The sequence below is a fragment of the Stutzerimonas sp. NM35 genome (assembly GCF_054604355.1).
In genome coordinates this window covers 2,471,533-2,485,050 of record NZ_CM137728.1, presented here as the reverse complement: position 1 = coordinate 2,485,050, position 13,518 = coordinate 2,471,533, and the positions used below count along the sequence as shown (strand labels likewise).

Here is a 13,518-nt window from a genome sequence, read left to right as displayed (position 1 = left end):
CATGCGTGGGGCTGATGAGTCGTATCCCCGGAATTCCGCTGGTTGTTTCTCCTATTGTTTGCAGCGTGATTGAGCGCAGGTAGTCGTTTCATGGAAAAGGTCAGGCCGATTGCCGGGCGGAATGTACCCCGTCATGTCGCAATTATCATGGATGGCAACAATCGCTGGGCAAAGCGGCGTCTCCTGCCTGGCGTGGCCGGGCACAAGGCGGGCGTCGATGCGGTGCGGGCGGTCATCGAGGTATGTGCCGAGGAGGGCGTCGAAGTCCTGACCCTGTTCGCCTTTTCCAGCGAGAACTGGCAAAGACCGGCTGATGAAGTGGGCGCGCTGATGGAGCTGTTTCTGTCGGCCCTGCGCCGCGAAGCGCGCAAGCTCAATGAAAACGGTATCAGTCTGCGCATCATTGGCGACCGCACGCGTTTCCATCACGAATTACAGATGGCGATGGCCGAGGCCGAGGCGATGACGGCTGGCAATGACCGCTTCGTGCTTCAGGTGGCGGCCAACTATGGCGGGCAGTGGGACATTCTCCAGGCTACGCAGCGCATGGCACGCGAGGTTCGGTCGGGCCAGCTTGATGCCGACGCGATCACCGCATCGCTTTTCCAGAGCTACCTGGCCACCGGCGATATGCCGCTGCCGGATTTATGCATCCGCACGGGTGGCGAGCGGCGCATCAGCAATTTTCTGCTGTGGCAGATGGCTTACGCCGAACTCTATTTCTCCGACCTGTTCTGGCCGGATTTCAAGCACGAAGCAATGCGCACCGCACTGGCTGATTTCGCCAGGCGGCAGCGGCGCTTCGGCAGAACCGGCGATCAGCTCGAAACAGAGGTTCGTGCAGAATGTTGAAGCAACGCATCATCACCGCTGCGATTCTCCTGCCGATCGCGCTGATCGGCTTTTTCCTGCTCGAAGGGCTCGCCTTCGCCCTGTTCATCGGTGTGGTGGTGAGCCTCGGCGCCTGGGAGTGGGCAAGGCTGGCCGGGCATGTCGGTCAGCCAGCGCGGGTGGCTTATGCGCTGTTCGTGGTCGCGCTGCTGGCCGTGCTCTACCAGCTTCCGGCACTGGCGCCCTGGCTGCTGGCCGCCAGCGTGCTCTGGTGGCTGGCGGCGACGGCACTGGTGCTGAATTACCCGGACAGCCAGCGCCACTGGCGTGGCCGGACAGGCAGCCTGGTGATCGGCCTGCTGATCCTGCTGCCGGCCTGGCAGGCGCTGGTTGTGCTCAAGCAGTGGCCGCAAGGCAACTGGCTTATCGTTGCCGTCATGGTGCTGGTCTGGGTCGCCGATATCGGTGCCTATTTTTCCGGCAAGCGTTTCGGGCGGCGCAAGCTGGCGCCACAGGTCAGTCCCGGCAAGAGCTGGGAAGGGCTGGTGGGCGGTCTGCTGACCAGCCTGCTGGTTACGCTCGGGGTCGGCCTCTATCGCGGCTGGTCCGCACGTGAGCTGGTGCTGGCGCTGCTGGGGACGACAGTGGTGGTACTGATATCGGTGGTGGGTGACCTGACCGAAAGCATGTTCAAGCGCAGTGCGGGGATCAAGGACAGCAGTCAACTGCTGCCGGGCCACGGCGGCGTCATGGATCGTATCGATAGCCTGACCGCAGCCGTGCCCGTATTTGCCGTTCTGCTGTGGCTCGCCGGCTGGGGTGCCTGGTGACTGAGCCCTTGCAGATAACGGTGCTCGGCGCGACGGGTTCGATCGGTCTGAGCACGCTGGACGTGATCGCGCGTCATCCGGGGCGCTATCAGGCTTTCGCCCTGACGGCCTTCAATCGCATTGCTGAGTTGCGCGAGTTGTGTCGCCTGCATCGTCCGCGTTACGCGGTGGTGGCGAACAGCGATCAGGCGCGGCTGTTGCAGGATCAGTTGATCGGCGATGACCTGCAGACCCGTGTGCTGGTGGGTGAGGGTGGGTTGAGCGAAGTGGCGGCCCATCCCGAAACCGATGTGGTGATGGCGGCCATCGTCGGTGCGGCGGGTTTGCGTCCGACCCTGTCGGCGGTGCAGGCCGACAAGCGCGTATTGCTGGCGAACAAGGAAGCCCTGGTCATGTCCGGCGCGCTGTTCATGCAGGCGCTGCGCCAGAGCAAGGCGGTGCTGCTGCCCATCGACAGCGAACACAATGCGATTTTCCAGTGCCTGCCCGGTGATTATGCCCAGGGCCTTGCGGGCGTCGGCGTCAGGCGCATATTGCTCACCGCGTCCGGTGGGCCGTTTCGCGAGTGGCCGCTGGAGCAGTTGGTTGACGTGACTGTCGAGCAGGCCTGCACGCATCCCAACTGGTCCATGGGGCGCAAGATTTCGGTGGATTCGGCGAGCATGATGAACAAGGGCCTGGAGCTGATCGAGGCGTGCTGGCTGTTCGATGCGCGCCCGGATCAGGTCGAGGTGGTGATCCATCCCCAGAGCGTCATCCACTCGATGGTCGATTATGTCGACGGCTCGGTGCTGGCGCAGTTGGGCAATCCCGACATGCGCACGCCGATTGCCCATGCGCTGGCCTGGCCGGAGCGCATCGACTCTGGCGTATCCGCGCTGGATCTGGTGCGCATTGGTCGGCTGGATTTCCATGCGCCGGATGAGCGGCGCTTTCCCTGTCTGCGCATGGCGCGTCAGGCAGCGCACAATGGCGGGACGGCGCCGGCGATGCTCAATGCCGCCAACGAGGTGGCCGTCGATGCCTTCCTTGATGGACGGATTCGCTTCACTGAAATCGCGAGTATCATCGAAGACGTGCTGAATCGTGAGGCGGCGGTTGCGGTGCACTGCCTCGGTGATGTCCTGGGCGCCGATGCGCAGGCGCGCAGGCTGGCGTCGCACTGGCTTGAGGGGCGCAATCGCTAGCGGGTCGGTCTTGGACCGGCGGAGCGGGCGAGCCCCATCGCTGCAGAACGGCCTTTCGAGGCAGAGGAATTTATGAGCGCGCTGTACATGCTTGCCGGCACCCTGGTTGCTCTGGGTGTACTGGTCACCTTTCACGAATACGGGCATTTCTGGGTCGCGCGGCGTTGTGGCGTCAAGGTGCTGCGCTTCTCGGTAGGCTTCGGGCGGCCCCTGGTGCGCTGGCACGATCGCCAGGGCACCGAGTTCGTCATCGCGGCCATCCCGCTCGGCGGTTATGTGAAGATGCTCGACGAGCGCGAGGGCGATGTGCCGCCCGCACTGCTCGATCAGACCTTCAATCGCAAGACGGTGAAGCAGCGCTTCGCCATCGTCTCTGCCGGGCCGCTGGCCAACTTCCTGCTTGCGCTGGTGTTTTTCTGGGCGCTGGCGCTGCTCGGCAGCGAGCAGATCCGGCCGGTAGTGGGCGCCGTTGAGGCGGGCAGCCTTGCCGAACGTGCTGGTTTGGTATCGGGACAGGAGATCATCGAGGTCAACGGCAAGCCCACCTCCGGCTGGGCCGAGGTCAACCTGCAACTGATCCGCCGGCTGGGCGAGAGCGGTTCGCTGGACATGCGTGTGCGCAGCCTTGGCAGCACTCAGGAACAGTCCATACGGCTGGAGCTGAACGACTGGCTGAGAGGCGCCGAAGAGCCCGACCCGATCGGCTCGCTGGGCATCCGTCCCTGGCGACCGGCCATCGCCCCGGTGGTCGCACAGCTGGACCCCGAAGGTCCTGCGCAGGCTGCCGGCGTGCGTCTGGGGGATCGACTGATCAGTCTCGATGGCGAGCCGCTGCAGGAATGGCAGGAGGTCATCGACCGGGTCCGGTTGCTGCCCGGCAAGTCCGCGCAGCTGGAAGTGGAGCGTGAAGGGCGGCGTCTGGAACTGCCCCTGACCCTGGCGACACGTGGCGAAGGTGAGGATTTGCGCGGCTACCTGGGGGCCGGTGTTGCCGCCGGAGAATGGCCGGACGACATGCTGCGCACCATCAGTTACGGGCCTCTGGAAGCCATTGGCGAGGGGCTTCGGCGGACCTGGGCGATGAGCCTTCTGACCCTCGATTCCTTGAAGAAAATGCTCTTTGGCGAGCTCTCGGTAAAAAACTTGAGCGGCCCGATAACCATTGCTAAAGTGGCGGGCGCTTCTGCACAGTCCGGCCTGGGTGACTTTCTAAACTTCCTCGCCTACCTGAGCATCAGCCTTGGAGTACTCAATCTTTTGCCTATCCCGGTTCTGGATGGCGGGCATCTGCTCTTCTATCTGGTCGAGTGGGTCCGTGGACGTCCCCTGTCGGACAGGGTCCAGGGTTGGGGAGTACAGATTGGTATCAGCCTGGTTATCGGGGTGATGCTGCTTGCGTTGGTCAATGATATTGGCCGGCTTTAATCGCCTACAACTTGATGTCGCCGCGCCCTGCGCAGGTTCAATTTTCAGGTTTGAAAAGAAAGGACTTCATGAAACGTCTGCTGCTACCTGCGGTGATTTCCGCACTGATGATTGCCGAAGTTCACGCCGAGTCCTTCACCATCTCCGATATACGCGTCAACGGCCTGCAGCGGGTTTCCGCCGGCAGCGTCTTCGGTGCCCTGCCGCTGAACGTTGGCCAGGCCGCTGATGACCGTCGCCTGGTCGATGCGACCCGTGCGTTGTTCCGCACCGGTTTCTTCGAAGACATTGAGTTGGGCCGAGAAGGCGATGTGCTGGTCATCAGCGTAGTGGAGCGACCTTCGATCTCCGGTATCGAAATCGAGGGTAACAAGGCGATCAAGACCGAAGACCTGCTTTCCGGTTTGCAGCAGTCAGGCCTGGCCGAGGGCGAGATTTTCCAGCGCGCCACCCTTGAGGGCGTGCGCAACGAGCTGCAGCGCCAGTATGTGGCCCAGGGTCGTTACTCGGCCACCATCGAAACCGAAGCCGTACCGCAGCCGCGCAACCGTGTCGCGTTGAAGATCACCATCAACGAAGGCTCGGTCGCTTCGATCAAACACATCAATGTGGTGGGCAACACGGTCTTTGCTGATGAGGACCTGACCGACCTGTTCGAGCTGAAGACCAGCAACTGGCTGTCGTTCTTCCGCAACGACGACAAGTATGCCCGTGAAAAGCTCTCCGGCGATCTTGAGCGCCTGCGTTCCTATTATCTGGATCGCGGCTACATCAACATGGATATCACCTCTACCCAAGTATCCATTACGCCGGACAAGAAAGACGTCTACGTCACGGTGAACATCGACGAAGGCGACCGCTATACCGTCAGCGACGTCAAACTGAGCGGTGACCTGAAGGTCCCTCAGGAAGAGTTGCAGGCGCTGCTACTGGCGAAGGAAGGTCAGGTTTTCTCGCGCAAGGTCATGACCACCACCTCGGAACTGATCACGCGGCGGCTCGGCAACGAGGGTTACACCTTCGCCAACGTCAACGGTATCCCCGAAGCCAATGACCAGGACAATACCGTCTCGATCACCTTCATGGTCGATCCCGGCAAGCGTGCCTACGTCAACCGCATCAACTTCCGCGGCAACACCAAGACCGAGGACGAAGTACTGCGCCGCGAAATGCGCCAGATGGAAGGTGGCTGGGCCTCGACCTATCTGATCGACCAGTCCAAGACCCGCCTGGAGCGTCTGGGCTTCTTCAAGGAAGTCAACGTCGAAACCCCGCAGGTACCAGGGACCGACGACCAGATCGACGTCAACTACAGCGTCGAGGAGCAGCCCTCCGGCTCGATCATGGCGAGTATCGGTTTCGCCCAGAACGCCGGTCTGATCCTCGGTGGCTCGATCAGCCAGAACAACTTCCTCGGCACCGGCAACCGCGTCAGCATCGGCCTCAACCGCAGCGAATACCAGACGCGCTACAACTTCGGCTTCGTCGATCCCTACTGGACCGAAGATGGCGTGAGCCTGGGCTACAACGCCTTCTACCGCACCACCGACTACGACGAGCTCGATTACGACGTGTCCAGCTACTCGGTGGACAGTCTGGGTGGCGGCATCAATATCGGTTATCCGATCAGCGAGACCTCGCGCCTGTCCTTCGGGCTTACCGTGCAGCAGGACGATCTGGGCACAGGTCGTTATACCGTCGACGAGATCTACGATTTCATGGAAGAGGAAGGCGACAGCTTCCTCAACTTCAAGGCGTCGGTGGGCTGGTCCGAATCGACCCTGAACCGTGGTGTGCTGGCAACCCGTGGTCATTCGCAGAGCCTGGTGTTCGAAACCACCATTCCGGGCAGCGACCTGTCGTTCTACAAGCTCGACTACAACGGTCAGCTGTTCGTGCCCATGACTCAGAACTATACCCTGCGCATGCACACGCGCCTGGGTTATGGGGACGCCTATGGCTCCACTTCGCGCCTGCCGTTCTATGAGCATTACTATGCCGGCGGCTTCAACTCGGTACGCGGTTTCGAGGACAGCAGCCTCGGCCCGCGCAGTACGCCGAGCCAGGCTTATGATCCTGTCACTGGAGCTCCATTGAATGGTGAAGGCCAGTGTGGCGTCGATAGAAAGGGCCGACCGACCTGTACCGATGACCAGGACCCAAGGCCCTTCGGTGGCAACGTACTGGTCCAGGGTGGCCTCGAAGTACTGTTCCCGATGCCGTTCGTCAAGGACCAGCGGTCGCTGCGTACCTCTGTCTTCTGGGATGTTGGTAATGTGTTCGACACCAACTGCCCCTCCGGTTCGAACAATTGCAGCGATATCGACTTCGGCGACATGGCCAGCTCGGTCGGCGTAGGCCTGACCTGGATCACCGCCATGGGCCCGCTGAGCTTCAGCCTGGCGATGCCGGTGGTCAAGCCGGATGATGCCGATACCCAAGTCTTCCAGTTCTCCCTGGGACAAACCTTTTAACGACCTGGGGCGTTTCGCTCCAGGGCTTTCTTTCAAGAGTGGTATATACCGTGCGTAAGTTGACCCAACTGCTTTTCGTTGTTGCTGCACTGGCAGCCGCCCCTGCATTCGCCGATATGAAAATCGCCGTGCTGAACTACCAGATGGCATTGCTCGAATCCGACGCCGCCAAGCGTTATTCGGTCGATGCGGAAAAGAAATTCGGCCCTCAGCTGGACAAGCTCAAAGGGCTTGAAAACGATGCCAAGCGCATTCAGGACCGTCTCGGCAAGGACGGCGACAAGATGCAGCAGGCCGAGCGTGAGCGCCTCGAACTGGAGTTCAAGCAGAAGGCCCGTGATTTCCAGTTCCTCTCCAAGGAGCTCAATGAATCCAAGGCTGCAGCCGATCGCGACATGCTCAAGCAGCTCAAGCCGAAGCTGGACAAGGCCGTCGAGGAAGTCATCAAGAAAGGCGACTACGATCTGGTTCTGGAGCGTGGCGCGGTGGTCGATGTCAAACCTCAGCTCGACATTACCCGCCAGGTCATCGAGCGCATGAATCAGCTGCGCTAATGAACGGGCCTGTCTATACGCTCGGTGAACTTGCCGAGCAGCTGGGCGCCACATTGCGTGGCGAGGCGGCACAATCGGTGACGGGGCTGGCTACGCTGCAGGATGCCGGCCCGCAGCAGCTGAGCTTTCTGGCCAACGCGCAGTACCGCAAGTATCTCGCCAGCACCCGCGCCGGGGCCGTCCTGCTTACACCGAAGGATGCCGAAGGTTACCCCGGTACCGCGTTGCTCGTTGCCAATCCCTATCTTGCCTATGCGCGCATCTCGCACCTGTTCGAGACGCGGCCAAAGGCAGCGGGCGGCATTCACCCCAGTGCCATCGTCGATCCGCGCGCGAAGATCGATCCCAGTGCCAGCATCGGCGCTCAGGTCGTGATCGAGGCGGATGCATGGATTGGCGCGGATGTGGTGATCGGCGCCCAGTCGTTCGTCGGCGCACGTAGCCGGGTGGGCGCGGGTGGTCGTCTGGCTTCGCGCGTCACCCTCTGCCATGACGTCTGCATCGGGGAACGGGTCGTGATACAGCCGGGGGCGGTGATCGGTGGTGAAGGTTTCGGCTTCGCCAACGAAAAGGGCAACTGGGAGAAGATCGCCCAGCTCGGCGGCGTGCGGATCGGCGATGACGTCGAAATCGGCGCCAACACCACGATCGATCGTGGGGCGCTTTCCGACACGCTTATCGGCAACGGCGTCAAGCTGGATAACCAGATCATGATCGCGCACAACGTGCAGATCGGCGACAACACGGCCATAGCCGGTTGTGCCGGGATTTCGGGAAGCGCCAAGATCGGTCGCAACTGCATGCTGGCGGGTGGTGTCGGGCTCGTCGGGCATATCGAGATATGTGACAACGTATTCGTCACCGGTATGACCATGGTGACCCGCTCGATCACCGAGCCAGGCAGCTATTCATCGGGCACTGCCATGCAGCCTGCCGCTGAATGGCGCAAGAGTGCCGCCAGAATACGGCATCTCGACGAGATGGCCCGCCGACTGCAACAGGTGGAAAAAAGCCTGGCTGCCGTGACCCCGGACGGGGATTCGTCTTCAGATGCCTGATCCTATCCTCTGATTGCCCTGCCAGCCACTCAGCGACTGGCTGCACAGCCGTGATGGCGTGCTGCTTCCCTACTCATTACAGGCATTTCCCCACATGATGGACATCAACGAAATCCGCGAATACCTTCCGCACCGCTATCCTTTTCTGCTGGTTGATCGGGTGGTGGAGCTGGATACGGAAAGCAAGCGTGTTCGCGCCTACAAGAACGTCACCATCAACGAACCGTTTTTCAATGGGCACTTTCCGCAACATCCCATCATGCCGGGCGTGTTGATCATCGAGGCGATGGCGCAGGCGGCTGGATTGCTCGGTTTCAAGATGATGGGCGTCAAACCGGCTGACGGCACGCTCTACTACTTCGTCGGCTCGGACAAGCTGCGTTTTCGCCAGCCCGTGGTGCCGGGCGATCAGCTTGTGCTTGAAGCGTCCTTCATCAGTGCCAAGCGCGGCATCTGGAAGTTCGATTGCCGCGCCAGCGTTGATGGCAAACCTGTATGCTCGGCTGAAATCATCTGTGCGGAACAGAAGATATGAGCTTGATTGACCCTCGCGCCATCGTCGACCCTGCCGCACGGCTGGCCGACGACGTTCAGGTCGGACCGTGGTCGATCATCGGCCCGGACGTCGAGATAGGCGAGGGCACGGTGATCGCGTCTCATGTGGTCATCAAAGGGCCGACCCGGATCGGTCGACACAATCGTATCTACCAGTTCTCCTCGGTAGGCGAGGACACCCCCGATCTCAAATACAAGGGCGAGCCAACGCGCCTGGTGATGGGCGATCACAACGTGATTCGCGAAGGAGTGACCATTCACCGGGGCACCATACAGGACCGCAGCGAAACCACCATTGGGGATCACAACCTGATCATGGCCTATGCGCATATCGGTCATGACAGCGTCATCGCCAATCACTGCATTCTGGTCAACAACACAGCGCTCGCCGGCCACGTGCATGTCGGTGACTGGGCGATTCTTTCCGGCTACACCCTGGTGCATCAGTACTGCCATATTGGCGCCTTCAGCTTCTCCGGGATGGGCACCGCCATCGGCAAGGATGTCCCCGCGTTCGTCACGGTATTCGGCAGCCCGGCAGCGGCGCGCAGCATGAACTTCGAAGGCATGCGTCGTCGTGGTTTCAGTGCCGAGACCATTGCGGCTCTGCGCAACGCCTACAAGATCGTCTATCGCAAAGGGCTTACCGTCGAGCAGGCGCTTGGCGAGCTGGCCGGCGATGCAGGGATCTTTCCGGAAGTGGCGCTGTTCCGTGATTCGATCCAGGCATCCAGCCGTGGTATCACCCGCTGATATGTCCAGACCTCTGGTAGTGGCGCTGGTCGCTGGTGAGGCTTCAGGCGACATCCTCGGTGCGGGCCTGATGCAGGCGCTCAGGGCGCAACGACCGGATGTTCGTTTCGTCGGCGTCGGTGGGCCGCGCATGGAGGCTCAGGGCCTCACTTCCTATTTTCCGCTTGAACGCCTGTCCGTGATGGGGCTGGTGGAAGTGCTCGGTCGCCTGCCGGAGCTGCTGATGCGTCGCAAGCGTCTGGTGCAGACGCTGTGCGAGCTGCGTCCCGATGTATTCATCGGTATCGACGCGCCGGATTTCAACCTGGATCTGGCCCTCAAACTGCGACGTTCCGGCATCAAGACCGTGCATTACGTCAGCCCTTCGGTGTGGGCCTGGCGGCAGAAGCGCGTGCTGAAGATTCGCGCCGCCTGCGACCTGATGCTTACCCTGTTCCCCTTCGAGGCGAAGTTCTACGACGAGCATCAGGTGGCCGTATGTTTCGTTGGCCATCCACTGGCCGATGCCATCCCGCTGGAGCCTGATCGCGATGCCGCGCGGGATGCGCTCAACCTGCCCCGGGAAGGCCAGGTCGTGGCGCTGATGCCGGGCAGTCGTGGTGGCGAGGTCGGGCGGCTTGGCGAGCTGTTCCTGGATGCGGCTGACCGCCTGCGGGCGATGCGCCCCGGCATCCATTTCGTGATGCCCTGCGCGAGCCCCGAGCGTCGGGCGCAGCTTGAGCAGATGCTGGCAGGGCGCGACCTGCCGCTGACATTGCTCGATGGTCGTTCCCACGAGGCACTCGCTGCGTGCAATGCGGTGCTGATCGCTTCCGGTACGGCAACGCTCGAAGCCCTGCTGTACAAGCGCCCGATGGTGGTGGCCTACAGCGTTGCGCCGCTGACCTTCGCCATTCTCAAGCGTATGGTAAAAAGCCCCTACGTCGCACTGCCCAACCTGCTTGCACAGCGCCTGCTGGTGCCCGAGCTGTTGCAGGATGCGGCAACTCCCGAGGCCATGGCGCAATTGCTGTCGCCCTTGCTGAGCAACGGCGAGGTGCAAACCGAAGGCTTTGACGCCATTCATCGCACGCTGCGCCGCGACGCGTCGGATCGGGCTGCCCAGGCGGTGCTCGAACTGGTCGAGGCAAGCTGATGCAGATGGGGCTGGATTTCAATCTCGTCGAGGAACTGGTGGCGGGAGTCGATGAGGTGGGCCGGGGGCCACTGTGCGGGCCTGTCGTCACCGCTGCGGTGATCCTCGATCCCAGGCGTCCGATTGAGGGCCTCAACGATTCCAAGAAGCTCACCGCCGCGCGCCGCGAAGTATTGTTCGACGAGATCTGCGAGAAGGCCCTGGCCTGGTGCATTGCCCGTGCCGAGGTGGACGAAATCGACCGTCTCAACATTCTCCACGCCACCATGCTGGCCATGCAGCGTGCTGTGGAGGGGCTGAGCATTACCCCGAAGCTGGCACTGATCGACGGCAACCGATGCCCGCAGCTTGGCGTGCCCTGTGCACCTGTGATCCAGGGAGACGGTCGAGTGCCGGCGATTGCCGCCGCCTCGATCCTGGCCAAGGTCAGCCGCGACCGTGAGATGCAGGCCTTCGATCTGGTTTATCCCGGTTACGGCCTGGCCGGACACAAGGGCTATCCCACACCGGCCCACCTCGAAGCCCTGCAACGCCTTGGCGCCACCCCGATTCATCGCCGCAGCTTTGCGCCGGTGCGGATGGCGCTGGAGGTCGAAAACCTGGCGTGCGCTGAGCAAGTCACGGTCTGAAGACATGTCTGCTCGCAGCGTGTTGCGCGAGAAAGAATGGGTTTTGCGGAAAGTCCCTTCCTGGAGCAAAGCAGCAAGCCGCCTCGGCAAAGTCGGTCGCTATCTTCTGTGACAGAATTCCGTTGCGACGTTATGCCAGGGAATCAGGGGCTGAAGTGAGAGAGCGTGCCAAGTATCTGTTGACGTTGTTGCAAAGCGATATCGCAGCCAACCGGCTGATATTGCCGTCGCTGCCCGAGGTGGGGTTGCGCGTTCGTTTGATCACCCTGCAGGAAAACTGCACCCTCGGTGAACTGGAGCGCGAAATCGCTACCGATCCTGCCCTCGCTGCCCGTCTGGTCAAGGTAGCCAGTAGCTCGGTCATGCGCCGGGGCGTTCCCGTCAGTTCCCTGAAGCAGGCCATCGCCGGCCTGGGTTTCGACCTGGTGCGCCTGCTGGTCAGCCAATTGGCCATCCTGCAAACAATGAAGAGTACCCAGGGTGACAAGGTGCGCCTACGTGGTTTCGTTGCCAGCGGTTCGCATATCAGTGCGCTCTGCCGTGCTCTGTCCGCCCCGTTTCCGCATCTGGATGCCGAGCTGGCCACCCTTGGCGGGCTGCTGCACGACATCGGTAAGCTGCCCCTGCGTGATTTCCTTCAGCGCCAGGAAAACCTGACGCCGATCGAGCGGCTGCATTTCGAGCTGATGCTGCATCCCCATGTGGGCGCCATGATGCTGCGCCAGTGGAAGGTGTCCGAGGAGCTGGTGCAGATGGCGCGCGGGCATGAGTCTATCCTGCGTGAAACCGGGCAGCCCTTGCCCGACTATGTGGACTTGGTGATCGCCGCCAACCTGCTGCACTACGGCGTGGAAAAGGGCCGTTATGCGCGCTTCGCCGGTCTCGACATTCCGGCGCTGAGAAAATGCACTGGCGGCACCCATACCCGCGAAGACGCCCAGCGCGCTGACGAATGCCTTCGCATGGCGCAGCTGCTGGCCTGCGCCTGATGTCGGCCTGTTTTTCCGTTTATTAAGTATTGTAAGAGTTAAAATTTTTGCGCATTGACACCAAGCTCTCTCTGAATTGTTTGGGATAGTCGGGTTACCCAGTTGTTATAGTTTCTGTGTATTCGTTCATTGCGATGGCCAAGTTTTTCGCTGCTTTTATAATAAATGCTGTAGTTGCTTTTTGAGTACGGGATGCTTATCTCCGCGCGATGAGTGCGGACCGAAATTCTGGCTTCTATGAGGCCCGGCCTGACTATGCGCGAACTCCAGCCACGCTTCTGGGATGCGGATAGTATTGCTTTCTCTATTTCTTCAATAGCAAAATCCTTTCCGCTCCATCCTGTTGGTATGACTTCATTCTTTATGTTGTTTGTTGGTGCGCTGGTGCGCTGGTGCAGCCGAATAGGAACAAGCTAATTGCAAGTAATATGATTTTCATGCCGTTCTAATGTTCTATTGTTTGTGCAGTAGGTAGATGTCTGTATTCATTGAGGCCTATTAGATGAGTTTCGGCCACCAGCGAGGTGTCGTTCGGCAGTATTCACGATATTCGTCACCGAAGATTCTCACCAGATAAGGCTCTTCGTAGCGGTCAATATAAATTGCTGCGAAGCGACTCCATATCAGCAGCCAGAGTGCCAGCAGCGGCGAGCTGTATATCAGCATGAGTCCGATCAGCACGAAGTTGCCCGCCCACATCATGGGGTGTCGCACCCAGGCATGCATAAGGTCCTCGGCGCACCAGCTCGGTCGGTCGAACGAAAGGGCTGATCGTGCCGCTTTTGCGGGTGTGCATGAATAGTGCGCAGGTAATCGCCAGCAGGCCGCCGAGGTTCATCAGCAAGACCCCGGTATATTTCAGTGCGAGGATGCGCGGCAGTTCGATGTCCAGGTTCTGTTCCAAGCCGAGAAAGAAGCGCGGGAACACATAGAGGACTCCGAAAGGGGCGACGAAACCATAGATAAGCGTATCGAGGGATTTGATAAGTCTCTGCATGCGTATCAATTATGCTCGTTGTAGACATAAAAACATGTATCAAGGCAAATTACCTCATTCAACATAATGTGTCTATAGGCAACGATTTACGGCATACTCCT

Annotated in this window: 14 protein-coding genes; 12 read left to right on the top strand and 2 right to left on the bottom strand. The window is 60.7% G+C overall.

What is annotated here, in order from left to right; genetic code table 11:
• Positions 1-90: 90 nt before the first annotated feature.
• The 12 genes from uppS (at position 91) to ACYCFC_RS11485 (ending at position 12,420) form a co-directional block, all read left to right on the top strand.
• Positions 91-852 (top strand): polyprenyl diphosphate synthase, encoded by a 762-nt coding sequence (gene uppS, locus ACYCFC_RS11540; protein ID WP_459651689.1) that lies wholly within the window; start codon positions 91-93, stop codon positions 850-852.
• Positions 846-1,661, top strand: coding sequence for a phosphatidate cytidylyltransferase (locus tag ACYCFC_RS11535; RefSeq protein WP_459651688.1), 816 nt, complete (start codon positions 846-848; stop codon positions 1,659-1,661). The genes uppS and ACYCFC_RS11535 overlap by 7 nt, the downstream gene beginning before the upstream one ends.
• On the top strand, positions 1,658-2,848 hold the full coding sequence (ispC, locus tag ACYCFC_RS11530) for a 1-deoxy-D-xylulose-5-phosphate reductoisomerase (protein ID WP_459651687.1): 1,191 nt from the start codon (positions 1,658-1,660) through the stop codon (positions 2,846-2,848). The genes ACYCFC_RS11535 and ispC overlap by 4 nt, the downstream gene beginning before the upstream one ends.
• A gap of 72 nt (positions 2,849-2,920) precedes the next feature.
• On the top strand, positions 2,921-4,273 hold the full coding sequence (gene rseP / locus ACYCFC_RS11525; protein WP_459651686.1) for an RIP metalloprotease RseP: 1,353 nt from the start codon (positions 2,921-2,923) through the stop codon (positions 4,271-4,273).
• 68 nt (positions 4,274-4,341) lie between these two features.
• The gene (bamA, locus tag ACYCFC_RS11520; protein WP_459651685.1) at positions 4,342-6,747 is read left to right on the top strand and encodes an outer membrane protein assembly factor BamA; all 2,406 of its coding nucleotides are present in this window, start codon (positions 4,342-4,344) and stop codon (positions 6,745-6,747) included.
• Positions 6,748-6,797: 50 nt separating this feature from the next.
• On the top strand, positions 6,798-7,301 hold the full coding sequence (locus ACYCFC_RS11515; protein ID WP_181083521.1) for an OmpH family outer membrane protein: 504 nt from the start codon (positions 6,798-6,800) through the stop codon (positions 7,299-7,301).
• Positions 7,301-8,359, top strand: a complete 1,059-nt coding sequence (lpxD, locus tag ACYCFC_RS11510) for a UDP-3-O-(3-hydroxymyristoyl)glucosamine N-acyltransferase (protein WP_181083519.1) — start codon at positions 7,301-7,303, stop codon at positions 8,357-8,359. Before ACYCFC_RS11515 ends, lpxD begins: the two co-directional genes overlap by 1 nt.
• Before the next feature lie 94 nt (positions 8,360-8,453).
• A complete protein-coding gene (gene fabZ / locus ACYCFC_RS11505; protein WP_181083517.1) occupies positions 8,454-8,894 on the top strand; it encodes a 3-hydroxyacyl-ACP dehydratase FabZ in 441 nt (146 codons plus the stop codon).
• On the top strand, positions 8,891-9,667 hold the full coding sequence (gene lpxA, locus ACYCFC_RS11500; RefSeq protein ID WP_181083515.1) for an acyl-ACP--UDP-N-acetylglucosamine O-acyltransferase: 777 nt from the start codon (positions 8,891-8,893) through the stop codon (positions 9,665-9,667). Before fabZ ends, lpxA begins: the two co-directional genes overlap by 4 nt.
• Position 9,668: 1 nt before the next feature.
• Positions 9,669-10,802: a lipid-A-disaccharide synthase gene (gene lpxB / locus ACYCFC_RS11495; protein WP_459651684.1), complete on the top strand. Its 1,134-nt coding sequence runs from the start codon at positions 9,669-9,671 to the stop codon at positions 10,800-10,802.
• Positions 10,802-11,431, top strand: coding sequence for a ribonuclease HII (gene rnhB / locus ACYCFC_RS11490; RefSeq protein WP_459651683.1), 630 nt, complete (start codon positions 10,802-10,804; stop codon positions 11,429-11,431). The genes lpxB and rnhB overlap by 1 nt, the downstream gene beginning before the upstream one ends.
• A gap of 155 nt (positions 11,432-11,586) precedes the next feature.
• The gene (locus tag ACYCFC_RS11485; RefSeq protein ID WP_459651682.1) at positions 11,587-12,420 is read left to right on the top strand and encodes an HDOD domain-containing protein; all 834 of its coding nucleotides are present in this window, start codon (positions 11,587-11,589) and stop codon (positions 12,418-12,420) included.
• Between the two features lie 498 nt (positions 12,421-12,918).
• Here ACYCFC_RS11485 and ACYCFC_RS11480 read toward each other — a convergent pair whose 3' ends face one another.
• Positions 12,919-13,086: a methyltransferase family protein gene (locus ACYCFC_RS11480; RefSeq protein ID WP_459653983.1), complete on the bottom strand. Its 168-nt coding sequence runs from the start codon at positions 13,084-13,086 to the stop codon at positions 12,919-12,921.
• Positions 13,013-13,426, bottom strand: a complete 414-nt coding sequence (locus tag ACYCFC_RS11475; RefSeq protein ID WP_459654037.1) for a hypothetical protein — start codon at positions 13,424-13,426, stop codon at positions 13,013-13,015. The genes ACYCFC_RS11480 and ACYCFC_RS11475 overlap by 74 nt, the downstream gene beginning before the upstream one ends.
• Positions 13,427-13,518 lie beyond the last annotated feature (92 nt).

Bases quoted from the DNA above. Each gene is read 5' to 3' on its own strand.
- uppS (WP_459651689.1), top strand. From the start codon at position 91: ATGGAAAAGGTCAGGCCGATTGCCGGGCGGAATGTACCCCGTCATGTC.
- ACYCFC_RS11535 (WP_459651688.1), top strand. From the start codon at position 846: ATGTTGAAGCAACGCATCATCACCGCTGCGATTCTCCTGCCGATCGCG.
- rseP (WP_459651686.1), top strand. From the start codon at position 2,921: ATGAGCGCGCTGTACATGCTTGCCGGCACCCTGGTTGCTCTGGGTGTA.
- bamA (WP_459651685.1), top strand. From the start codon at position 4,342: ATGAAACGTCTGCTGCTACCTGCGGTGATTTCCGCACTGATGATTGCC.
- lpxD (WP_181083519.1), top strand. From the start codon at position 7,301: ATGAACGGGCCTGTCTATACGCTCGGTGAACTTGCCGAGCAGCTGGGC.
- fabZ (WP_181083517.1), top strand. From the start codon at position 8,454: ATGATGGACATCAACGAAATCCGCGAATACCTTCCGCACCGCTATCCT.
- lpxA (WP_181083515.1), top strand. From the start codon at position 8,891: ATGAGCTTGATTGACCCTCGCGCCATCGTCGACCCTGCCGCACGGCTG.
- lpxB (WP_459651684.1), top strand. From the start codon at position 9,669: ATGTCCAGACCTCTGGTAGTGGCGCTGGTCGCTGGTGAGGCTTCAGGC.
- rnhB (WP_459651683.1), top strand. From the start codon at position 10,802: ATGCAGATGGGGCTGGATTTCAATCTCGTCGAGGAACTGGTGGCGGGA.
- ACYCFC_RS11480 (WP_459653983.1), bottom strand. From the start codon at position 13,086: ATGCTGATATACAGCTCGCCGCTGCTGGCACTCTGGCTGCTGATATGG.